The following is a 23,350-nucleotide window of genomic DNA, read 5'->3' as shown; positions in this document are numbered from 1 at the left end:
GTTCCTCGTCCCTGTTCAATCTGCGAGTGCGACAAAAGGGGGACGAGGAACCTGAACCCACATCCCGCTAAAAAGAAGGAATGACCATGACTTTTGTCGAATAGTTAAGGACATCACTTTAATTATGCTGGAGGATACAAATGAAAATTTTAGAACTGAAAAATGTTGAGACGCAGCTTGGCGGCAGTACACTGCTCAGTAAGATTTCGTTTGCGATGGAGGAATCGAGGGTAGTAGCACTGGTTGGACATAATGGTGCAGGGAAATCGACATTAATGAAGACAATATTAGGTGAACTGGAAAAAGCAAAAGGTGAAATTACCATTAACGAAACGTCAACCCAAGACGATGATCTTTTAACATACAAAGAACAAATTTCCTATTTGCCGGAAGAACCGCTTTTACTGACAGAGCTAACTGTCATGCAGCATTTTCAACTGTACGCAATGAGTTATGGAGTAGAAGAGGCGATAATGGAGGAGAAAATAAAAACGTACACCTCCGGATTTGAACTGGAGGATAAACTAAACGAATATCCTGAATCATTATCTAAAGGTATGCGCCAAAAAGTACAGACCATCTGTGCGCTGCTTCCGGACACGCCGCTGCTGTTAATCGATGAACCATTCATGGGACTTGATGTCTTTGCGATGGATTATCTTGAGGAATTAATACGTGAAAAAGCCAGGGGCGGAACAGCAGTATTATTGACATCCCATCAACTGGAGCGGGTAAAGGATATTGCAGATACATATATTATGCTGCAGCATGGGGAAGTGCTGGATCAAGGCCCGATTGATGATTTTAAAACAATTAGACGGAGGAAGCATGATGATCACTAGAAAGACAGATTTTCGTGCATATTGGTTAATCCGCAGGGGCCGTTTCGCCAAAAAGAAAAAGGTTTACAAACAAGTAGCAGCCATAGTAATTGATCTAACGACAGCCATTTATGTTGCCGCATTAGTTGGTTACATAGGGGTAAGTTTGTTTCTTACCGGTAATATCATTGAGGAGCTTGCACCGTTTTTTGCTTTTGTTGAAGAGAATGCGAGCAAAGGCTATTTGCTATTATTAAGTGTGCTGCCAATCCGCTACATCGTTAGATCTTTCCAGCATCCAGGTTTGCTGTTTTCTACCTCAGAATATCAGTTGGGATTGCTGCCATTTAGTAGAGAAAAAATTTGGGCATTTATATTGGTGGAAAAATTAATTAAGCTACTCTTGCTTTACAGCTCAATAGCAGCACTTCTGATTTTAGTAACGCCTATTTCCAGTTCAATGATTATCTCATACCTAACACTATTTGCTGTGTATGATCTGGTAATGGTAGTACCACAATGGAAACTGTTTCAGCAACGTTTTTGGATAAAAGCTGGGTGGCTACTGCTTTTTATTTTAAGTAATCTCATTGCAGTTATATTGGAAACGAAATTAATTGGACTCTTACAGCTTATATTAATTATTCTTGCACATATTTATATGTTGCCTCGCTTATTCAAGGGAATTAATTGGGAGCGAGTAACTGAAATCAGTGATTATTATATATGGAACATGCTGGTGGTCTCAAAAGTTTCTCAAACTAAATTTAAAAAGAAAAAGACCTATAGTATTCTACAAAACTCATCGAGGCGAAAGCGTTCTTTTGCTACTAAATTCTCTATCTACCATAGGCTTTGGGAGCTGTACCTTGTCAAGAACTTTGGTGTGATTGCACAGGTGATCGGTGCAATCCTGTTAATGCTGGTTGCGTTACAATTTTTTGAGGAGTGGATTTTCTATATTGGGATGGCAGTTGCAATTCATGTTTATACAGCCTTGTGCGCCAATCTGTTTCATAATCGTTTTCATGCAGACATTGTCGAAGTTCTCCCGTGGGATCTATCTATGTATAAGCGGACATATTTCAATTGGATGGCAATAGGGGGCGGACTGTTATTTCTCCCCATCTTTTCATACTTCATCAGGCATTGGGACATATGGGCTCCTTTTCAGTTAGTGTTCGTAATTAGTGTTTTCTTATATGCGTATCACGTGAACATGGATAAAACAATCATTGTGCTGGCTAAAAAAGCTGGCTCCCTTCAATTGCGGGAGGGGTTAAGCTTTGTGTTCATTATTTTAGTTGCAATCAGTCATATGCTCCCAGTAATTTCGCTTACAGCCATAGGAATTGTCTGGGCGTTATATTTTCAAAATGGTCTCAAATCTGTTATTTAGGTTTGGGACCTTATCCTCCTGATGATTTTGCATTTTTAAAAGTAGCGCTTTTTTCCCCGCATATACATAACAAAATCACAGTGTTTTTGGGGGGTGAATATTATTGGGTGTAATTTCTGTTATGAATTATAAGGGTGGGGTCGGAAAGACGACGCTATCCGCTAATATTGCAGCTGATCTAGCAAACAGAGGTAAGAAGGTATTACTGATTGATATGGATCCACAGGCTAACCTGACATTGTCATTTATAAATATAGAAGAATGGCAAAGCCTTGATCGGCAGGGTCGGACAATCAAGCATTGGTATGATGACTTTCTGGATAAAGATGGGGAGGCATCGCTTGGAGATTTAATAATTACACCAAATCGCGTTAACAGCCGATTAAAGAAAACCGGTGGAAGAATCGATATGATCTGTTCGCATTTAGAATTGATTCATGTCGACATGGAACTTTCAAGCAGGCTTGGTGGGAACACAGAGAGAACCATTCGCAGCAATTATCTAAAGGTGTTATCACGTCTTCAAACGAAACTGGATGAAATAAAGGGTGAATACGATATAGTCATTATCGATTGCCCGCCGAACTTTAATTTAGTTACACAAAATGCGCTAGCAGCAAGTGACGCATATATTGTTCCGGCAAAAGCGGATTATTTATCGACGCTTGGAATCGATACGTTAATGCGCTCTGTAAAAGCATTGACGGAAAAATATAATCAATACAGTGAAGAAGCTGATTCGAATGTATCGAAAAGAATTTCTCCTCGCGTGTTAGGTGTGGTATTTACAATGGTCGCTTTTAATAAGGGGAGACCCATCGCCGTACAAAGAGAATATATAAATCAAGTTCAGAAGAGCCATCCATGTTTTCGTAACGTATTACGTGAAGGTAAAACAAACTTTGCCACAGCTCCTGAAACAGTCATTCCGGTCATGTTAACCAAGGGCAATAGCCTGCCGCAGCAAGTAATACGAGACGAAATCAGGCAGATTACAACTGAATTGCTCGGATTATATGGGGGGAATCATGGGTAAAAAAGAAACGGAAAAGATGCTGCGAATCACAATGGAATTCTTAGAAGGGTTAACGAATAAACAATTTCAGGAATTAGTAGAAAAGAAAGCTTTTATTCGCTTTGAAGCAAAGTTTGATTATACAGCAGATTATGACCAGATCATGGATAGGATTAAGAAGGATTCAAATGTTGAAAAAATCCTGAAAAAGTATACGAAAAAAGAACTCGCTTTATTCTGCTGCCACCATAATGTGAACATTAAATCGAACGATACCAAAAAAGTGATTTATAAAAAGGTAGCATCTCATCTGAACATTGATCATTCGTTTGCTAAAGAGACAGGAGAATCAAATTGGAAGCAAATCGAAAATGCCTTACATAATTGCGGCACGTTGGAGGAAGCCAAGAATCTTCTGGCAAACCAGAGTCTACTACAGTTAAAAAAAGATATCACCGCATTTGCCAAGGCACAGGGAGTCTATGTAAATCAGGGATACTCAAAGCAGGAGTTACTGGAGCGGATTGCAGACTCCGTTGTTGGAGCTCGAATAAGAGGGGAGATTATAAGGTCGGCGTCGGCGGATTAGAAAGGGCAGGGACAAAACCTGTCCCTTCTGTCCCTTTCACGTGAAAATGGATAAAACAATCATGCTATTGGCTAAAAAATCCGTGTCCCTTCAATTGCGGGAGGGGCTAAGTATTGTGTTCATTATTTTAGTGGCAACCAGTCATATGCTCCCAGTAATTTTTCTCACAATGGGTGGAGCTTTCCTCGTATCTGGCAATGCGACCGAAGTAGCGGAAGCGAACTTTTCGGCGATCCAGCGAATGGAACGATGGTTTTCCAAGCTTGCATTGCACCGACCTGGTAGGAAAGTGGGAACATCACTCATACGAGGAAAGATGCCACAGTGCAAGATTTTAGGCAAGAATTTTTCCGTCATAGACTTCTTTGGTCGTTAAAGTTAGGCTTGTTAATATAAGGAAAAGTCCGAGCATTGTGCATATATTGTAATGAAGTTACGGGAAGGAGTTTTCTAAGGAAATGTACAATTACTATCATAGAATATTACAGACTAGTCCTGCTTTTATAGAGCAACAATTAACTTTGGGGAGACTAGGTCATTTTTACCGAGTGAACATCTTGGGTAATGATGAAATTGTTCAACTTGTTTCCTGGGATCCAAATACTCAAGTAGTAGGTATAAATATGAACGGTACTTACAGACAATTTGATCCTAATGATCTTACTGGAATGTCTTATATTGGACCACAAATACCTCAGCCCCAAACGCCAGCACCACCAAGTGGAGGTCCCATACCTGGTCCGGGGGGAGGAATACCATGGACACCACAGTTATGTCCACCAAAGTGGCCCGGTGGAAATCCGGGGATTATGATACCTGGATACGGTTGTGTTTATTATTAAAATAATACAGATTAATATAAAAGCGTTTTTGAAGTTTTTATTCAAAAACGTTCCTTTTTTGTTCAGTTATCTAGATCATTAGTATTAATGTAATCAATCCAACATAAGCAACAATGTACAGTTATTATTTGTTAGCATTTTTCTCCAGCCAGGTATCAAATGCTTCGATTTCTTTTAGTATCTTGCTCTACTTTGAATTTTTTTCTAATAATTCATTTGCAATCTTGAGTTTTCTCAAAAGCCATATTTTAATTTTCTTATCAGGCAGGATATATTTCACAGAGGGTATCAAAAAATTGCTGTCTTATTTCCCCAGAAGGATGATGTTTAAACCTTATATGATAATTAAAATCATCAAAGTAAAGAAATTCTCCTACAACTTTTATTGCAGGATCATACGTAGTATATAACGCTATCATTCTCCCTGCTGATAAAGACCTTACAAAGCTTTCCATTTGACTCCTAGACATACAAGGCAATGATTGTGATGGATGCGGCGAAATATCAGTTGTAACGGTGCAAATATCTGAAACGTTTATACTATATCCAGATACAATTACTTCTCCAGTAATAGCATTATAACTGCGATATCTTCCAGGACTAAATGCAACTGGACTATCAATCGTATTATATTTAATAGGTGAACCTTTAATGGATGTTCTAAAAAACTCTCTTATTTCAGCTTGACTCTGACATTTTGAAATAGGCTCGCTTGGTGGCGTTCCCCCTTCTTGTGACCCATCACCTGGAACTTCAGGAGTTTCCCCACTGGGTATCCAATTACCAGGGAGCCAAGGAATTCCATCACTTGGGTTCCAACCACCAGGAAATCCAGGAAGACCAGGAAGTCCTCCATCTGGCAGAAGCTGTCGCTGCTGGGGGGGAGTAAGTGCACGCATATCAGGCCCTAAATAAACTAAATTGGCTAGATTAGTGGTTTTAAGATTCGTAGGCTTTTGTTGTCCAACAATATACACTCTAATTACGTTGGTTTCTGGAAAATACTCAAAAAGTTGAAAGGTGTGTGTCATATGATGAATTTTATCATAGGCTTGGAAATAGTGATTCCGCCACCCTTGATTGATACTTTCTATAATTTTGATAGTAAAATCTTTATAGCTCATATTTTAAACCCCTTTACTTTGACGTTCTATACATAGTATTCACTATGCTCGACAAATGACATTCCACCTTATTCCTTATCAGGGACGAGGAACCTGACCCTTATGTCCCCCAACCTGACCCTACCTCCCGCGTTTCTCTAATTCTGTTCGGATGTTCATGTGGTCATTTTTGCTATAGGGGTAAAGGAATGTTGCGATTAGAGCCATGATGACGAAGATGCCTGGCGCGATGCTCATTGTCCATTGAATGGTTGTCATAGTTGTTTCGCTTTGAACCTCGTTTGCTGCATAACCCGACAATTCAAGAATTACACCAATCAAAAATATGGCTATGGAGTTGGTAATCTTCATGAAAAAAGTCATAACCCCAGCATATACGCCTTCACGCCGTGCTCCTGTCTGGTATTCATCCATATCAACCACTTCTGGCAGCATCGCCCATGGTAACACGTGCGCAACGCCATATCCTATACCGACAACTGCACCGATAACATAAACAACGAAATCAGCTGATTCCTGAGATACCAGCAGCCACCCGGCCTGTCCTGCAATCCAAATAAACAATCCAATTAATAGTGCACTTTTCTTACCCAATATTTTGGTAAGCTTCGCCCAAACAGGTAGGGATAAAATACTGACACCGATAACAATGACAAATAGAATCTCCATATCAAATTCACGATTCAGCCAGTATTTCATGTAGTAAATGACAAAACCTTCAATAATATTTGCCGCTGCATAACACCCTACATAAATCCATAATAAATATTTCAATGCACGATTCAGCCGTAAATGATTAAATTCTTTTTTAAAATTAAATTTCTCTGGTTTAGGGGCATCCGCATTTTCCCTTGTAAAACCAAACATAACAAGCGCTAACGTCAACAGGAAAATCCCAACACACATTGCCATGACCGACCATCCGTATTGATCGGCAATCATTTTCGGAATCGTCGCTGCAATCAGCCCAAAAAACAATTGGAAAAAAATCCGGTAATTATTGATGCTCGTCCGTTCATCATAATCTGTGCTATATTCAGTGATCAGTGAGATGTACGGTACATGGAACAGGGTAAGCGACGTCATAAATAGAATATAAAAGAGGGCATAATACAAAAAAGTTATCAATTGTTCGTCAAAACCAACCTGGCTCCAAAGCAGCGAAAAGAAAATCGCAAGTGGAACTGCAGCAATCAGGAAGAAAGGACGTCTTCGGCCCCAGCGTGTTTTGGTCCGGTCAGTAATAACTCCAATGAACGGATCGGAAATAGCATCCCAGCCACGGCCAATCATGAAGATAGCACCTGCTAATGCCGGTGAAAGACCAACAACATCTGTCATGAAATATAAAAAGTAAAGCCCAAGAATCGTAATCCCAACAACGGACACACTTTCCCCAGAACCAAACAACATTTTACGGCCAAATACTTTCATCCTAATTCTCCCTTATATTTTTTTATCATATCTTAAGTGCCTCATGACGAGGGTTAATGCAACTTGCTAGAAAGGTAGCTTGATTCAATATATGTTTAAGCGCTGTATTTATAATTAAGAATTCTAGATTCATTCTGTGATAACCTCTATTCATTATCATTCAATTACTAAAAATATTTATCTATTCCATGCCACTTTTTAACCGCCGCATACGATAGTAATAGTGACCACCTCTTTCTATATATACAATCGAACACCAGGCCGAAAAGGTGGCATCAGCATATAAAAAAGGGAACTTCTTATTAAAAAGAAGTCCCCTCATTACAAGATTGTACTATCGAACGACCCGCCGTACACCAGCTATATACAGTACTCCCAGCATCACGAACAGACCCAGGAAGCCATTACGAAATCCAATGGTATCGATCATCAGTCCGAACAACGGAAACAGGAGCATAATGCTGAAGCTCTCGACCACGCTAATCATCGAAAAGAAGGTAGCGCGGACATTGGACTCCAATCCCCCCTGGATAAAGTTCGAGAATATTGGTTCGTATAATGTCACAAGCTGCGAAAGAATCAGGAATGACATAACGATTGCCCAGTCAGGCGAGACGATAAATAACAGGAAAAACACAAGGTATAGCACATATCCATAGCTTGTAATACTGCCAAAGCTCCATTTTGACTCAAGTCTGTATGCTACCTTGGCCATTACAACACCAAGTAGCCCTTCCACTGTGAAAATAATTCCGATTGTCATCGAGCTGTAACCCAAGCGTGTGAAGAATTCCTGTCCATAAAAAGTCAAAATGACAATCGATGTTCCAATCATAATAAAAAAGATAATCGGAATATGGGCAGTCTGGTTAGTTCGCCAAATTCGGATGCCTGCCTTTAGCTGACCCAGCCATTGCTGCTTTATGCCGGTATGGGAGCTGGAATTCTTTTCTCGTTCAGGTTCGTGCAGCATGGCAATTGGAATCAAGGCCAGCAAATGGGTGATAATAATCCCCCCATATACAAGCTCCCAGTTGATTTCAGCCATCCAGCCACCAGCCAGTTTGGCAAAGCTAAGCGATAATAGTGCGAGCGCCGTCATGTTGCCAAATACGCGTGTATACTGTTTTTCCTTGTCTTTCTCCTTCAGGGTGTCATAAATAAGTGCTTCCTCGGCACCTGACTGGAATGTGATACTTGTTCCAAGTGTCATGAGCGCCAGGCCGAATAAGGAAAGGGAATCACCGACAAGCATGAAAGTCCCATACCCAACACTTAAGATATTACCGATAAACAGGCTCACTTTCCGGCCGTAAACGTCGGCGATTATCCCGGTTGGAATTTCAAGCAGGACGACACTTAAGTGCATCAGTGCCTCGACTATTCCAATTTCGCTCATGCTTAATCCTTTGTCATTCAAATAAATAACCCACAACGCCCGGTCAAAAAATAACTGGGCGACAAATATATAAATATAAATATACCGAATGTTTTTTGTTAAACTTGTTGTTTTCAATGTTAAATCCTCCGTGAACTGACGCAAAAAAACCACAGGCAAAATTACTTACCTGTGGCGCGAGCGAAGGATATACCTTTCTCAATTAAATACCGATACGATTGAGGCAAGAATTTTTTACGTCAGATAAGTTTTTGAAATATAAAAGCTAAAATTAGACATACGTATCCAATTTCGCTGAAAAATTCCAAAAACAGTTGCCATGAACGCAATAAATCGCTTTACTTCATGCACAACTTTAACTAACGTAAACATTCTATCTGCCTCCTTTTCTAATAAGTTAATTCCATGATAATTCAACTTGGATGAAAAAACAATCCCTGTTTCTTCTAGAACCTTCTTATAAATATACAATCGAATGCCAACTCTAATAGGTGTCATCAATTTTGAATTTTTCAGGTTCAAGGAGTTATTATAAATCTATTAAGGACAGGGAAGGAAGTTAAATAATGAAATTAGATCTTCGAAGTATAGATTCAAAACATGCATATAAACTTTTAATTGGATCTGTCGTGCCACGTCCGATTGCGTGGGTATCAACTATAAATGATAAAGGAGATAATAATTTAGCACCTTATAGTTTTTTCACGGTTGCTTCGCGCAATCCTCCAATGCTGTGTATCTCCATTAGCCCTGGAATCGAGGAGCGCGAGGGAACTATAAAAGATACACTTTCAAACATTAGGTCACAAAAGCAATTGGTTATTAATATCGTTCCATCACTTCTTGGTAACGAAATGCAAAAAACCGCAGAACATGTTCCAAGCAAAGTTGACGAGTTTAAAGCTGCCGGTTTAACACCAGCTAAAAGTACTATAGTAAATCCACCCAGAGTGGAGGAAGCACCAATTTCAATTGAGCTCGAGCTTAATCAGATTCTAGAACTTGGAAGCGACCACCTGGTTATTGCAAATGTTGTTCATTACCATATACAAGATGAGTACTATCTTGGTGACTATAAAGTAGACGTAGAAAAGGTAGGTTTTCTCGCGCGTCTTGCAGGAGATTATGGTGAAATAAATAACATACACCAATTGCCCAAACTATAATCTATTTATGAAAGTAAGTTTTCGATTATCAAAAAGATGTCATCCAACTTGACTCTGGCTTACGGCGATAGAAAGTAAGTATTCATGTCCCCAAAAACAAAACATGATTTGTCCTTCTTCTGAATAGCAATAAAGAAAGAGGTTCTATCAGGAGGAGTATCTATGCTGCAATTATTGTTGGAAGTTTTTACGAGTGAGCGTATAGCGGAAGACATTTTATCAAATCCAGTTACCGAGCTGATTTTCGTGATTCTGTTCATTAGCTTTTTCCTTACCGTTTTCGTTCATCTGGGTCTATTTACGAAGCTTAAAAAAATAAGAAATTATATGGAATCAACAGATCAAATGGATATTGAACCACTTAACACATTTAAGGCCCAGTTTGATAGAATCCGTGACAAGGAATCGGTGAAACCGGAGACTTTCGTACAAGAGAAATTTTCCGGTTGGCGTGTGTTTAACATGCCTGTTGTCAATCTCATCAAAATGGTTCAGATGACCGTTTCCATTTTTATTTTAATCGGGGTATTAGGGACGTTTATCGGTCTGACAATATCACTTGGAAGTATCAACGCCACTGGCTCTCAATTGGTTGAGAATATAGCTGCAGTACTGTCAGGAATTGATGTGGCATTTTACACCAGTATAGCTGGGATGGGGCTTTCCCTCATCATGACCGTGCTTATTAAAATCTTTAACACGGAGTATATGCTAACAGATATCATGTTAAAAGTAGAATCCAATCTAGATGGCCAAGAACAGGAAGGGATGAGCCGGCTGATTGAAGTGTCTGAGACGATAAACCATTCCATTCAGCATTTGCAGGAAACAAACCAGGAATCACTGACAGGAATTGAGAACGCATTTTCAGGCTTTCAGGAATATACGAGCGGTCTGCAGCAATCTGCCAAAGATTTGGCCAAGTTTAATGAAGGGCTTTCCAGCAACCTGCAGGAATTTCAGGAACTGTTCCACCATATGAAAGAGGTGACAGATGGGTTTGGCGAATCTACCAAAAAGCTAAATGACAACTTTGATTCGCTGTTTTCCTATTTTAAACGAATGGATGGAAAGAATGAACGGATGGCTAAAGCGTTTGAGAATACCTATGAGAAAGTGAAGGAAGTTTCGACAGCTCAGATGGATACCCTGAATCAATTCGAGGAATCTGTGGTTGAACTAAAATTGTTTACGTCATCGATCATGGAGGGGCAGGAATCCATACATGCTGCATTTGAAAAAATTACTCAGAAAAATAATGACCTGGCCAATAAAATGGATGCGCATAATAAAGAGTTTAAACAGGTTTTTGGAAGTGACCTCAGCTCGAAACTGGCAGGAATTATCTCTTATATTGGGGAACTATCAAAGCAATTTGATAAAATGGGCGATTCGATTGTTCAGTTACCGCAAGCCCTTGAAGTGATCAATCAAACACAGGCAGAATATAAGTACCTATTAACAGATCGTTTTGACGAGCTGAAGGAATTTAACCGAACGTTTAATAGTCATTTAAAAGCACATTCTGAGGAATCGAAGGCATTTGAAAAACAAATAAATGAAGCAACCAATACGTATGAAAAAGTCGGCATGCAGAATAACCAGCTGATTAACGATATAAATAAGACGATATCCCAGATGAACAATACGTTCAATCAACGCGAAAATCAGTTGGAAGTAAGTGTGGATGTTTTAAAAAATACACTCTCCAATTATGTGGATAATCTGGAGGGAGGACTCGGGGATAAACTTGATAAGGTAGCACGAAATATAACTGATTCAGTGGAAATGACGAATGAAGCGATCAAGAAGGAATTCCAGGAAATACGGCGCCTGTCTGAAGAAATCGGGCAAAGCAATTCCCGTTATGCCCAACAAACCTTACAGGATCTTGGTCGGGAGATTCAAGGGTTAAATCGGCAGCTGAATTCCATCGGCCAGCAACCTGGAAATAACGGTACAGGGTTGAGACAAAATGACTACTAAATACCAGCGACTCTTTAAAAAGGAACAGGACGACGGGCATTTTTGGCCATCATTTACCGATCTGCTGACGATTATCCTATTATGCTTCATCTTAATTTTCATTACGATGATGATTATCAAATCCCTGCAAATTGAAGAAATGAAAAAGACCATCGATCAAATTATGGGAGTACGGGCCAAGCTTGTTAATGAGCTGCAGACAGAATTCAGTGATTCAACTCTGGAAATTGAAGTGGATGAGAAGACAGGTGCAATCATCTTTGATACAGAAATCTTATTTGCATATGATAAATCCGAATTGAAGCCTGCGTCCTTTCAGTTTTTGGATGAATTCGTCCCGAAGTATCTGGATATATTGCTGCAAAACGGCTATGAAGAATATATTGCGGAAATCATTATCGAAGGTCACACCGATCGTGACGGCAGCTATTTATATAATTTAGAACTCTCACAGGAAAGGGCCTACAGTGTCGCAGCCTACATTCTCAGTGATGATTTTCCATATAAAAATATCCAAGACCATCTGCAGGAAAAATTAACAGTGAACAGTAAATCATATACCGATTTTCGCACAAATGAATCCGGTGATTACAGTGCAGCTGAATCCAGAAGAGTGGAATTTAAATTTCGGTTGAAGGATGAGGAGATCCTTGAGAGGACGCGAGAGATTTTAGCGGAATAGCTGTGGAAAAGAGCCCCGCTTTCGCCTGTTTGGCGGACTCTACCTAAAACTCAGGTGGTTGGATTAAAGTTTATCTTTGCCCGCACCAACAAAGGAAGGTTGTGAATAAAGATTTAACTTAACTTAGCTTTTTATAAGTGGATATTGGGCTGACCAAAAACTTAAAGACTATGATTTTTAAAAGGCTAGTACAATTGCTACAGATAGGCAAGTTATTATTTTAAAGCCACCAATAGAAGGGCACTATTAGTTACCCTTGCTTTTTCTTTGCTAATTCATCACGGTCAAGTGCTCGTGGTGGCTCTTCCATCCACCCGTATTTAATCATCAATTTAGCCCCGTCATCCGCAAATTTTAAGCTTTCCGCTACAAGTCTGCTGTACATGGCTCCAATATCTCTTCTAGGGCTCACTGACATACTAGCTCCATAATAACCAACACTGATTGCCGTTAAGGCTGTAGTATAGAACAGCATCTTTCTATCAGAAAACGTGTATGTGATTGAATCCGTAACCTCTGTATCCAATGACGTAGGACTAGGAATATCACATTCGCTTAAATAAGATCCAAATATCTCACAATGTTTTTGTGCTATTTCTTTACCTCTAAGAATAAATTCAGTTACATCCTTCTTATTTGCAACCTGACTATACCCAATCATAGTGGCTGAACCTAGTGCATTTCTTTGGAAATTGGCATAAAGATTTGTAATTTCAGTACCAGTTAATGGTCTTTTCTCTCCAAAGTATCCTGCAAGAAAGTTTTTCTTCTTCACAAAATCGAAGTTTTCAGGGGTTGGAAGAAGTGGTGGCTTTATATATAACCCTTTTTTTAACAATAGATCATTAGTCTTCTTAAGAATATCATCTGATTCACGTAGACATTCACTAAAAAAAGTATAAATATCTTCTCTCACAGCAAGTGGTAATGCTACACTATATGCATTCAGCCCCAATTTACCTAAATTGTTAGTAGAGAATAAAAAATAAGTATCAGTAAATAACCTAGGAGCCGTAACGTCCACATCTTCATCTAACTTAAAACCGTGTGGAATAGGATAGTTTTCATTATTTAGTATTTTTGTTATTGTTTCGATATGTGATTTTGATATATCCAAAGCATATTGAATTAATGCCTTTATTTCCATATCTTCAGCTTTATTTACTTCATATTGTAAATGACAAATGGCACCACTATCATTCATATACGTGTTCCACAAATTGGTTATTTCAGCAGAAGTTAACTTCATTTTTTTCATCACCTTTCATTTATTTTTCGTCCAATTATGTTACTAGTTAATAATTTACCCGTAATCTTGTGAAATATGAATATCAGTGTTTTTCCTTTTTTTCATTTGAATCAATTTCATAATTCAAAAATAAAGTAGATATTCAAGTAACACTTGCTGCCTCCAATAAGGAAACGATGCACCTGGCTGCTACCATTTAATAACACCAATATTACAGTTTGATGAAAAAAGTAATTGCGAGAATTATGGACAGGAAAAATCCATACATTGTAGGGAAGTATTTGAAAATTAAAGGAGTATGTGAAAACACAGAACAGAGCCTTGGAATGTACCATAGTGTAAATGTGAACGTTCGTGTAGCAGCTATGGAGGTGTTTTTTTAATGGCTTTTTTTATAGGAATATTAATTGCATCGTTGTTCTATTTTAATTATTTAAGAAAACCCCCGGAAAACAGCTTCATCCCCTCATTCAAATTAAGGAATGAAAGCATTGGTAAGGACCGAAATGTAAACCGGGAACCGATTGAGCCAAGCTTCACTACTCGATATATCAATGTACTCGAGGCTGATGGAGGGCGGATTATTAACCTTAGCAGACAGAGGAAGGAGAACGCTGTGGAAGTGTTCGAATGTAAAGATCAGGATAGTGCGGATACCACAATTGCCCTGTTATTAACAACATTCTCAGGATCAGTAGCAGATCACGATGCACGCCCTTTATACATCAACATTACAAATGAAGATCAAATTATAAATATAACAATTAGCAATGATAGGGATGACAATGCAATAGAAGTTGTTAAGTGTATGGATGAAAGAGAATGCAAGGACCTTATCCGAAAAGTGGAAACCCATTATGAAAAATATAGACCGGTGCTTGTGTTTAAGTGAGGGATGATATAATTTTTGGAGCCAAATGGATCTGGCTTGATGGGATCCCCAAAAAAAGTATTCCGACAAGAAGGGACAGGAGCCTTGTCCCAATATATTACGATGAAAGTGGTGGAGGCAGGAATCAACTAGGATTACTGCCATTACTATTTTCAAAGAGGCAAGAAGGACCTGTTCCTCTATTCGATTTGGATTACAATAATCTTTGTTTATTAAGGCAGTATATTAAATAGTTGCTAAGCACTTTGCCTTTACGTAAGAACCTTTTGGGGATTATTTTAATAGTGGTTTTGGAGCGGTGGCATTAAGGTCTATCTGCTCAGATTTCTTTTCATCCAATAGAAGGGACGTACATGATTCAGGAAAATCAAACGGTATAAACTGCTGATAGTCATCCGGTAAGATGTCAGCGTCCTGGTAATTTCTATACGTATTATCAACTGATTCCAGCAGATTTTGTTGTTTCAGATGCTTAACAATAACATCCCCAATGTATCTTCCTAACCGAATTCCTTCATTATTATCAGATGGAAAATGAACGCCGGCATATAAACGACTTACTGCATCGTCTTCCGCTATTTTCCATAGTTTCCTTGATTCCTTTGGAAAAAAATAGCTTAACACAATGGCTGTGCAAGCTGACATTGTTGCATGACCGGATGGATAAGTTGGAAATCGGGGAGTGCATAGTAACGTCCGCAACTTTTGATCATATTGATTGGGTCTTGCTACATCCCATCGATATTTTAAATCCCATACGACGATCATCGTGTCATTAACAGCTCCTTGTACTGCAGCAATTAATCGCGCAGCATTAGTTGGACCAAGATTATACGAATCAATTAAGCGGTCAATGACAGGCGTCCACTGTTTGGTAGGGACTCCTGTACCGTAATAGATACCTATTTTACGCTGCGAAGAGGTTAAATTTCGCAGGGTTCTTTTGACGGTGCGTAACTCTCTTTCAAAGTTAATCAGATTAGGGGGTGTTATAGGCAGGTTCAATTTCTCACCCTCTGGATCTAAGAATCTTCCATTATTGTTTCGTTGTAAATAGGTTAGAGGCCAAGATCCTGCAGAAGGGGTAACAGGTTCACTTGGGGGCTTCTTTTCTCCAGCATATGCTAGTTCGGACCAGCGTAGGTAATTTGTTTCCAAAACGTTCTCACCTCTCGTTTTTCTTTATAATATGGAAATAACGGGGAAGTGAGTAGGCTTATTACAGAATTATTAAGTGTCTGGCCCTTAGATTGACCTAAGTTCAATAGGTGTGTTTCCGTCAAATAAGGGTTCTTATGTCCGCTAAAATTCTTCTCCTTTAACTGCAGTACGTTCAACTTTCCATGCTGCCCCGAATCTGGATAAGGCAGATCTGTTATTGGTATTTCTAAAAGCAAAAAGAGATGTATAATAGGGGGAACTACTATTTCCAGTAATCCCCAACTATAAATACGAAAGGAGCATAAATCTACATGCAAACTGAAGCAGTAAAACAACTTAAACAATCTATGAAACTGCCTGTCATTATGGCGCCGATGTTCCTCGTTTCGAATCCTAAGATGATTATTAATGCCTGTGCATCTGGAATCATCGGTTCTTTTCCGGCCTTGAATGCTCGCACCAGTGATGATTTAGAGGAATGGATGCACCAAATCAGCACTGAATTAAAGGAAATAAAAAGCAAAAATCCAGATAAAACGGTAGCACCATGGGCAATTAACCTTATCGTGCATCGCTCCAATAAAAGGTATGAAGAAGACCTTGCCTTAATTGAAAAATACCAGCCGCCAATTGTAATTACGTCGCTTGGGGACCCAAGTGTTGTCGTAAAGGTTGTCCATGAATATGGCGGGTTTGTTTTATCCGATGTCATTAACGTGAAGTTTGCTAAAAAGGCGATTGAAAAAGGAACTGACGGATTAGTACTTGTCGCGAGCGGTGCAGGAGGACATGCTGGAGTCTTGAATCCCTTCGCTTTCCTTCATGAAGTGAAGGAATTCTGGGACGGGCCAATTGTTCTGGCTGGTGGTATGTCAAAAGGTGAGGATATCCTGGCAGCAGAAGTGCTTGGAGCGGACTTTGTTTACATGGGCTCCAGATTCATTCCATCTGCAGAGAGTTCAGCCGTGGAAGACTATAAAACTATGATTATCGATTCATCCATAGACGATATCCTTTATACCGATACGTTTAGTGGTGTGAATGCAAATTACCTCATTCCAAGTATACGAAAGGCCGGATTAGACCCTGATAACTTAAGGGAAAAAGAGGAAATAAACTTTGATAAATTAAATAACTCCAAAGCAAAGGCATGGAAGGATATTTGGGGTGCTGGACAAGGTATAGGGGCAATCAACAAGATTCAATCTGTTTCCCAAATCGTTGATGAACTCCAGCTTTCCTATGAAGAAGCAAAAGCTGGAGTTGTACGTCATGACAAATAGGAGGTAATGAGTTTGCTAGAGGAATACGGATTAAAACAAATAAAGCTTGATCTTCCTTTTCGGCTAAACCATGTGAATTGTTTTATTGCGGAAGGGGAGGACGGCTGGAAGGTTATTGATGCTGGACTTCATAATAAGGAAACTGCAGATAAATGGGACAAGGAATTAGCAGGAAAAAAGGTTACCGATATTTTAGTTACCCATTATCATCCTGATCATTTTGGTTATGTCGGAGCTATGCAAGAAAAAACGGGTGCACGTGTTTCGATGACAAAAATTGACACTGATGCGGGAATAAATGCTTGGCAAGAGAGCTTTATACGTGAACTTGCAGCGAATTACTCGCTGGCAGGTGTCCCTAATGAGATTGCCAACTCCATGACAACCAATACTAATGAATTTGTTTCCCGTGTTACACCTTACCCTAATGTGAACCACTATTTTCAGGAAGGTGAAATGATCCCAATTGGCAACTATGAATATGAAGTAATCTTTACCCCAGGGCATTCGGAAGGCTTGATTACTTTTTATAATAAAGAGAAGAATATGCTGCTTTCGACCGATCACATCTTACCAAAAATAACACCGAATATTTCATATTGGTTTCATGGTGATCCTAATCCATTAGCTACCTATCTAGCATCTTTAGAGAAAATTAAAAAGCTTGATGTCGACTTTGTAGTCCCATCCCATGGTCAGCCATTTCACGGGGCGAATGATCGAATTGACGAAATAAAAACCCACCATGACCATCGGCTTGAACAAACATTAGAATCAATTAGTGGCGGCAGTACAGTGTACGATACGTGTCAGAGATTATTTTCCAAAAAACTGACGATCCATGAGATGAGGTTTGCTATTGGTGAAACACTTTCCCATCTGGAATATTTACGATATAAGGGAGAATGTAAACGGGACATTAAGGATGGGACATATTGGTATGAGGTTCGGAGTTAGAAATATTAAGTGAAAAAGGGGTCCTAATGCTATAAAAAGCCGAATAGCATTAGGACTCCTTGTCACTTATTTTATCTTCTGCGATTCTCTATTTAACTAAACTTCCAACCCTGCAATCCCAAATCCACCAGGTCCTGCGTGAGTTGAAATCATAGCACCAGCTTGCATCCATTTTATATTTTTAAAACCATTTTCTTTAGCGATTTCTTCCACCCGTAGCTTGATACTTTCATCAAGTCCGATCGAATATTGAAAATAAAGCTGTTCCCGGTCAATGTCGAATTGATTCAAATAATCATGCAAAAGCTTTTCGGCAACGCTACTCATTTTACCGCGATATTTCTTAGTAGAAACAAGCTTTCCATCTATTAATTCAATCCGTGGCTTTAATTTTAACAAGGCCCCTCCAAGATAGGCGACATTGCTTACACGTCCACCTGCTCTTAGAAACTCTAAGCTTCCGGGTACGAATGCCAGTCTTGATTTCGGGATGATAGCTTCTATTTTTTCTATTAGACGATCAGGTTCAATTGCAGGTTCATTCTCAAGCAAGGTAACAGCATGCATCACAATAGCTGCTAATCCACCTGTAACGTTTAAAGCGTCAATTAGAAAGAGATCCTCAAAATCCTCAGAGGCAATCACTGCACTTTGAAAAGAAGCGGAAGCCTTTGAAGTATATCCAATGTGAATAATGATGCAATCAGGATAATCCGCCTTTATCTTCGTAAAAAAGTCATGATATTCATGAGCATTTGTGGCAGTTGTAGAGGGTATATTTTTTGTACGATCATAATAGTCGTAAATATCCTCTACGGGTAACGAACCATCTAAGTAATCCTTCCCATCCATGATGACATGCATCGGCACCACCTGAACAGCATGCTTCTCAGCCAAATTCTCCGGTAAATCTGCTCCACTTTCTGTCGATAAAATAATTCTTCTCATAGTACATCCCCTTTCGTGTGAAAAAATCCACTGTTTTTCGTCCTATATTACGTTTATCTAATTATACAGTATAGGGAATAGTTATTCATTAAATAGGAAAAGAGTATTTATACATTTTATGACACTTTTTCCTCGCTGCAAACGATAGAAATAGTAACCCCCCCTTCTATTTATATAATCGAACGCCGACCTTAAAAGGTGTCATCGAAAATGTTACAGAGCCTATTTGAACCTATCCAGTTTATTGTACAGTCTATTTTATTATAAAGATATTTTTAAAGTCATTGACATAAAGTAAGCCGTTTAATTTGGATGGACGATAAGTTAAAAAAGAGAAAAGACCACTAATGTTTCATAATGTGAAATATATTTGTTGCACGACCAAATTTATATCGATATAATCGTCAAAGATGAAATATTTAAAATTTTCAATTATGGAAGCGATTACAATTTTAGAGTCAATCATATTAAACATGATACTTATTGGGATTTATCAATACTTTTTTTGTGGAGGAATTAGAATGATAGAGTCTGTAAGAAAGGCTAGTAGAATTATAAATTGCTTTACAACTGAAGATCCTATCTTAGGAAATGGACAAGTTGCAGAGAAACTCGGGTTGAATCGTAGTACTACACATCATTTAATTAGCACCTTATGTGATGAAGGGCTGTTGATGCGAGCTAGTAACGGAAAGTATCGTCTTGGTTGGAAATTACTTGAATTAAATAACAATGTAATGTTCCAGCAAGATATATATGATAAAGCAATTCCGATAGTTAAGGAATTGACCCAAAGATTTAAAGGGACGGTTCATATAGGTATGTTTGACAAAGGCGAAGTTGTATTTGTTTTGAAGGTTTCTTCACTAGATTCATACTCTATACAGACACATGTCGGAGCAAGGAAACCCGCATATTCCACCAGTGCGGGAAAAGTTTTACTATCTTTTAATTCATCTTATTTGAAAGAAACTATCAGTAGAGGGTTATCACGTCAAGCTCCTAATACGATTACGAATACGGATAAGCTAAAACAAGAATTAGCAGTAGTACGTAAAACTGGCTACTCAATTAGTAATAATGAGAACGACACAAACACATATGCAATTGCGGCACCAATATTATCTTATTCTGGAAAAACTATTGCAGCAGTAAATTTAGTCGGTCCAATTTCTTATATGAAAGGAAGTCACCGGACTATAATGATTAAAAGTATTATTAACACCGCAAATTCTATATCTCAAGAACTAGGTTATATCGATATATAACATTAAGAAAAATAAGAAAGTTGGTTATATTATCAGGGGGGGTGTTAATGCCCGAAGCGCAGTAAAAATTAGTTCACGAGTTAAAGGAGTATTGCGAACTAGAGTAATATTTTAACCAACAATAAAGGGGGACAACTTTTTGGAATTAATTAATACTTGTACTGTAATATAGGGACTTTAGTGTATACGAATTCTTGTAATTAAAAGCTGAGAATATCAGATATGTGAAAATATTATTTCTATAAACTTAAAAGGGGTGTTTGTAATTGAAAAAAATAAGAGGTTTTTTCATATTTACTTTAATAATGGTTTTAATACTTACTTTAGGTGCATGTAGTGAGGGAGAAGCGGGTGGTAGTGAGACGGAAAAGAATGCGAAAGAATACAGCTTTAAACTTGCTCACATAGCTCCGGAAAATCACATTTGGAATGATGCTGCAAAAAACTTAGCAAAAGAGTTGAAAGAACGTTCTGACGGTCGTATGACGGTGGAAATTTATCCAGGTGGGCAGCTAGGAAGTGATGCCGATATGGTGCAACAACTTGAAACTGGTACTCTAGATTTCGCGTTCATTACTAATGCTCATTTAACATCGATGTCAGATGCATTTAGTGCTTGGTTCGCACCATTTTTATTTGATTCATACGAAGATGTTCTTGAGGCGAGCAAAAGTGATGTAGCCAAAGATGTTTTAGCAACAGTTGATGATACTGGAATAAAAGCGATGAATTATTTCTTCTCAGGTAACCGTGTTATGTTATTTAGAGAAAAAATTGAAACACCTGAAGAGATGGAAGGTTTATCGATGCGTGCGACACCTAGCCCAGCACTACAAGATTGGTATCGTTCCTTGGGCGCAAATCCTGAATCAATCTCATTACCAGAAGTATATCAAGCGGCCCAAACAGGTGTTATCGATGGAATGGATATGGATTTAGATGCAGCAGTTACTTCTAACTTTAACGAAGTTACTGGTTATGGGGCTGTAACGAATCATATGGTTTGGCCATCAATTATGGTTACAAATAGGGAACAATTTGAAAATATGCCTGAAGAGGATCAAAAAATTATAGAGGAAGCTATGGCGGCGACGTCTGAATATGCAACACTTAAACGATCTTCACAAGAGGAAGAGTTTATTAAAACTCTAGAAGGTCGGGGAATGGAACTTTATAATATGGATGAATCTTTGTTTACGCCATATACTGAAGAGTTTGATAAAAAATATAAAAGTAAGGACCCATTAATTAAAGAATTTATTGAGACATTCCGTTAGGAGGTAATTTTTTGAAGACTTTGGATACATGGGTTGAATCGATTGAAAAAGTAATTTCAGTTATTTTAATCGCAGCACTAACCCTAGTTATAGCTGCATCAGTATTCTATCGATACTTTTTAAATGCACCAATTTATTGGGCAAGTGAAGTAAGTATATTTATGATGGCGTGGCTTACTTTTGTAGGGGGAAGCTTGGGACTTAAATATAAGTCCCAAGCTTCTATAACATTTTTGGTAGAAAGGTTCTCAATGAATGGAAAGCGTATTTTGGATATGATTTCGCATATTGTTATCTTAGTTTTCCTAATACTTTTGCTGTATTTAAGTTATGATTGGATATTTTCTTTATCGAGTCAAAAGTCATCTGCTATGCGAATTCCTATGTGGGTACCTTATCTTTCCGTGCCAGTTGGTTTAACTTTCAGTTTTATTCATTTATTGAATTACACTATAGATCTAGTGAAAAATAATAAACAGGAAGGTAATGCCTCATGACAATGATTATTGTTGTATTGTTGTTCATTGTATTTTTACTCGTTGGAATTCCCATATCATTAGTATTAGCTATTACTTCGCTATCGTATTTATTACTAAGTGGCCTGCTAACAGCAATGGGATCTGCTCCACAGTCTATGTTCTCTGGAGTAGATAGCTTTGGATTATTAGCCATACCTTTATTTATGTTAGCCGGTGAGTTAATGAATGGCGGAGGAATTACGAAAAAGCTAGTAAATTTTGCGAGAGTTTTAATTGGTCATTTTCGAGGTGGACTAGCATATGTAGCAGTTATTGCAAATATGTTTCTTGCGTCCATTCTGGGCTCTGCAAATGCTCAAGCAGCAATGATGAGTAAAGTAATGGTCCCCGAAATGGAAGAGGAAGGTTATAGACGTGATTTTTCTTCTTCTCTAACTTTAGCTTCTTCTATAGTTGCACCAGTAATTCCACCGAGTATGTTATTTATTATTTATGGCACTTTAACTGGTGCTTCTATTGGTGATTTATTTATGGCGGGTATTATCCCCGGAGTCTTATTAGGTATAGGTTTTATTATTGTCATCGGTATAATGGGCGCGAAACAGGGTTTTCCGAAAAGTAAAAGAGCAAGTTTGAAGGAAATCATAGCAACCTCTATAAAAGTGCTACCTGCTATGCTTATCCCATTTACGATAATTTATGGTATTTTAGGTGGTATATTTACACCTACTGAATCAGCAGGTGTTGCTTGTATAGTGGCGTTCATAGTAGGTGCTTTTATTTATAGAGAATTAAAAATGAAAAAACTTCCATCAATATTTATAGATACTGTAATTAACACTGCAACAATCACCTTTCTAATTGTGACAGCAAATTTATTTGGCTTTGTTTTGTCGTTTGAGAGGATTCCGCAGTTGATTGCTGATTCAATGCTTGGTATTTCAGACAACCCGTTCGTATTTTTATTATTAGTCAACATTTTTCTCCTGTTACTTGGAACTGTATTAGATGGAATCGCCGCATTAATTATATTAGTACCGGTTATGATGCCTTTACTAGGAATCTACCAAATAGACCCAGTTCATTTTGGGGTAATAATTTGTATTAATTTAACACTTGGTTTATTAACACCACCAGTAGGAACAGGGTTATTTATTGTTTCTTCCATTGCAGAAGTAAAGTTTGAGTACCTTGTTAAGGCGATAATGCCATTCTTAACTATGGCAATAATAGTGTTAATCATACTTACATACTGGGAAGATGCTGTATTGTGGATCCCAAACCTTATTAGTGACTAACTTATTTATATGCTCTTTAGAAAAGCTGAAAGGTAAAAAAACTTGTATCATTTTCACATGATGAAATCAGACTGTTGTTAC

The 23,350-nt window shown here is 38.3% G+C and carries 22 protein-coding genes; 15 read left to right on the top strand and 7 right to left on the bottom strand.

The genetic code is table 11. The features are described from left to right. Positions 1–140: 140 nt before the first annotated feature. From J2Z82_RS00415 to J2Z82_RS00395, 5 genes are all read left to right on the top strand, one after another. The gene (locus tag J2Z82_RS00415) at positions 141–842 is read left to right on the top strand and encodes an ABC transporter ATP-binding protein (RefSeq protein ID WP_209478829.1); all 702 of its coding nucleotides are present in this window, start codon (positions 141–143) and stop codon (positions 840–842) included. Then, positions 832–2,220 carry a hypothetical protein gene (locus tag J2Z82_RS00410; RefSeq protein WP_209478828.1) on the top strand — a complete coding sequence of 463 codons (1,389 nt, stop codon included), beginning with the start codon at positions 832–834 and terminating at the stop codon, positions 2,218–2,220. The genes J2Z82_RS00415 and J2Z82_RS00410 overlap by 11 nt, the downstream gene beginning before the upstream one ends. Positions 2,221–2,323: 103 nt before the next feature. After that, positions 2,324–3,256 (top strand): ParA family protein, encoded by a 933-nt coding sequence (locus J2Z82_RS00405; RefSeq protein ID WP_209478827.1) that lies wholly within the window; start codon positions 2,324–2,326, stop codon positions 3,254–3,256. Beyond that, a complete protein-coding gene (locus J2Z82_RS00400; protein ID WP_209478826.1) occupies positions 3,249–3,824 on the top strand; it encodes a hypothetical protein in 576 nt (191 codons plus the stop codon). Before J2Z82_RS00405 ends, J2Z82_RS00400 begins: the two co-directional genes overlap by 8 nt. Positions 3,825–4,282: 458 nt before the next feature. After that, positions 4,283–4,666, top strand: coding sequence for a hypothetical protein (locus J2Z82_RS00395; RefSeq protein ID WP_209478825.1), 384 nt, complete (start codon positions 4,283–4,285; stop codon positions 4,664–4,666). A gap of 260 nt (positions 4,667–4,926) precedes the next feature. Here J2Z82_RS00395 and J2Z82_RS00390 read toward each other — a convergent pair whose 3' ends face one another. From J2Z82_RS00390 to J2Z82_RS00375, 4 genes are all read right to left on the bottom strand, one after another. Further along, on the bottom strand, positions 4,927–5,790 hold the full coding sequence (locus J2Z82_RS00390; protein ID WP_209478824.1) for a hypothetical protein: 864 nt from the start codon (positions 5,788–5,790) through the stop codon (positions 4,927–4,929). Between the two features lie 120 nt (positions 5,791–5,910). After that, positions 5,911–7,224: an MFS transporter gene (locus tag J2Z82_RS00385; RefSeq protein ID WP_209478823.1), complete on the bottom strand. Its 1,314-nt coding sequence runs from the start codon at positions 7,222–7,224 to the stop codon at positions 5,911–5,913. Positions 7,225–7,558: 334 nt separating this feature from the next. Then, a complete protein-coding gene (locus J2Z82_RS00380; protein ID WP_209478822.1) occupies positions 7,559–8,740 on the bottom strand; it encodes an MFS transporter in 1,182 nt (393 codons plus the stop codon). Between the two features lie 117 nt (positions 8,741–8,857). Then, on the bottom strand, positions 8,858–8,995 hold the full coding sequence (locus J2Z82_RS00375) for a hypothetical protein (protein ID WP_209478821.1): 138 nt from the start codon (positions 8,993–8,995) through the stop codon (positions 8,858–8,860). Positions 8,996–9,189: 194 nt separating this feature from the next. Between J2Z82_RS00375 and J2Z82_RS00370 the strand changes: the two genes are divergently transcribed. From J2Z82_RS00370 to J2Z82_RS00360, 3 genes are all read left to right on the top strand, one after another. Beyond that, positions 9,190–9,789 carry a flavin reductase family protein gene (locus J2Z82_RS00370; RefSeq protein ID WP_209478820.1) on the top strand — a complete coding sequence of 200 codons (600 nt, stop codon included), beginning with the start codon at positions 9,190–9,192 and terminating at the stop codon, positions 9,787–9,789. Positions 9,790–9,951: 162 nt separating this feature from the next. Continuing rightward, a complete protein-coding gene (locus tag J2Z82_RS00365) occupies positions 9,952–11,775 on the top strand; it encodes a MotA/TolQ/ExbB proton channel family protein (protein ID WP_209478819.1) in 1,824 nt (607 codons plus the stop codon). After that, positions 11,765–12,457, top strand: a complete 693-nt coding sequence (locus J2Z82_RS00360) for an OmpA family protein (RefSeq protein WP_209478818.1) — start codon at positions 11,765–11,767, stop codon at positions 12,455–12,457. The genes J2Z82_RS00365 and J2Z82_RS00360 overlap by 11 nt, the downstream gene beginning before the upstream one ends. A gap of 250 nt (positions 12,458–12,707) precedes the next feature. On the opposite strand, the gene J2Z82_RS00355 is transcribed toward J2Z82_RS00360, so the two are convergent. Beyond that, positions 12,708–13,706: a DUF3231 family protein gene (locus tag J2Z82_RS00355; protein ID WP_245250976.1), complete on the bottom strand. Its 999-nt coding sequence runs from the start codon at positions 13,704–13,706 to the stop codon at positions 12,708–12,710. A gap of 382 nt (positions 13,707–14,088) precedes the next feature. Here J2Z82_RS00355 and J2Z82_RS00350 point away from each other — a divergent pair, with 382 nt between their 5' ends. Further along, positions 14,089–14,598 (top strand): hypothetical protein, encoded by a 510-nt coding sequence (locus J2Z82_RS00350; RefSeq protein ID WP_209478816.1) that lies wholly within the window; start codon positions 14,089–14,091, stop codon positions 14,596–14,598. Between the two features lie 273 nt (positions 14,599–14,871). Here J2Z82_RS00350 and J2Z82_RS00345 read toward each other — a convergent pair whose 3' ends face one another. Beyond that, positions 14,872–15,756 (bottom strand): vanadium-dependent haloperoxidase, encoded by an 885-nt coding sequence (locus J2Z82_RS00345; RefSeq protein WP_209478815.1) that lies wholly within the window; start codon positions 15,754–15,756, stop codon positions 14,872–14,874. A 314-nt stretch (positions 15,757–16,070) separates the two neighbouring features. On the opposite strand from J2Z82_RS00345, the gene J2Z82_RS00340 reads away from it, so the two are divergent. Then, on the top strand, positions 16,071–17,042 hold the full coding sequence (locus J2Z82_RS00340; protein ID WP_209478814.1) for an NAD(P)H-dependent flavin oxidoreductase: 972 nt from the start codon (positions 16,071–16,073) through the stop codon (positions 17,040–17,042). 6 nt (positions 17,043–17,048) lie between these two features. Then, a complete protein-coding gene (locus J2Z82_RS00335; RefSeq protein WP_342453586.1) occupies positions 17,049–17,999 on the top strand; it encodes an MBL fold metallo-hydrolase in 951 nt (316 codons plus the stop codon). A gap of 96 nt (positions 18,000–18,095) precedes the next feature. Here J2Z82_RS00335 and J2Z82_RS00330 read toward each other — a convergent pair whose 3' ends face one another. Next, positions 18,096–18,947 (bottom strand): DegV family protein, encoded by an 852-nt coding sequence (locus tag J2Z82_RS00330; protein WP_209478812.1) that lies wholly within the window; start codon positions 18,945–18,947, stop codon positions 18,096–18,098. A 521-nt stretch (positions 18,948–19,468) separates the two neighbouring features. Here J2Z82_RS00330 and J2Z82_RS00325 point away from each other — a divergent pair. From J2Z82_RS00325 to J2Z82_RS00310, 4 genes are all read left to right on the top strand, one after another. Continuing rightward, positions 19,469–20,215, top strand: coding sequence for an IclR family transcriptional regulator (locus J2Z82_RS00325; RefSeq protein WP_209478811.1), 747 nt, complete (start codon positions 19,469–19,471; stop codon positions 20,213–20,215). Between the two features lie 266 nt (positions 20,216–20,481). Continuing rightward, positions 20,482–21,492 (top strand): TRAP transporter substrate-binding protein, encoded by a 1,011-nt coding sequence (locus J2Z82_RS00320; protein ID WP_209478810.1) that lies wholly within the window; start codon positions 20,482–20,484, stop codon positions 21,490–21,492. An 11-nt stretch (positions 21,493–21,503) separates the two neighbouring features. Next, positions 21,504–21,989: a TRAP transporter small permease gene (locus J2Z82_RS00315; protein WP_209478809.1), complete on the top strand. Its 486-nt coding sequence runs from the start codon at positions 21,504–21,506 to the stop codon at positions 21,987–21,989. Between the two features lie 2 nt (positions 21,990–21,991). Then, positions 21,992–23,269, top strand: a complete 1,278-nt coding sequence (locus tag J2Z82_RS00310) for a TRAP transporter large permease (RefSeq protein ID WP_390313519.1) — start codon at positions 21,992–21,994, stop codon at positions 23,267–23,269. Positions 23,270–23,350 lie beyond the last annotated feature (81 nt).

The organism is Virgibacillus litoralis (assembly GCF_017873675.1).
Taxonomy (GTDB): Bacteria; Bacillota; Bacilli; order Bacillales; family Amphibacillaceae; genus Lentibacillus; species Lentibacillus litoralis.
Note: the sequence above shows the minus strand (reverse complement) of the source record. Positions and strands in the feature narration are given on the sequence as shown.